1 protein-coding gene is annotated in these 338 nt (G+C 61.8%); it reads left to right on the forward strand.

The genetic code is table 11. The features are described 5' to 3' along the window. The coding region (locus RVY79_RS18265; RefSeq protein ID WP_317465943.1) for a hypothetical protein at window positions 1-269 on the forward strand (269 nt) is incomplete at its 5' end. Window positions 270-338: the final 69 nt, after the last annotated feature.

Consider the following 338-nt stretch of genomic DNA (forward strand, 5'->3'; position numbering starts at 1 on the left):
GCAATACGGTTACGGCGGTGAACGGTTCTACCGTGACCCGTACCTTTACCGATACGCACACGGACCAGATCATCTACAACGATCCGTTCAATGGTCTGCGCCACCGTCCTGGCACCAATGTCTGCACGAACGCGACGGGCGCCACGGTAGCGTGCAATGAGACCTGGCAACTGCCTCTGGGCGGCTTGACGCTGGCATGGAGCGGATCTCCGTTTGTCACGCCTAGCACGTATCAGGTGACCTTATCGGTGAACAAGCCAGTGCACTGATTCACCAAGGCGAGCGCCCGCTGGCGCGGCCCCATCTGGGGCAGTCGGCACCGGCTCGACAGGGCGGGT

It is taken from the genome of Chromohalobacter sp. HP20-39 (assembly GCF_033052815.1).
In the GTDB taxonomy this organism is placed as follows: Bacteria; Pseudomonadota; Gammaproteobacteria; order Pseudomonadales; family Halomonadaceae; genus Chromohalobacter.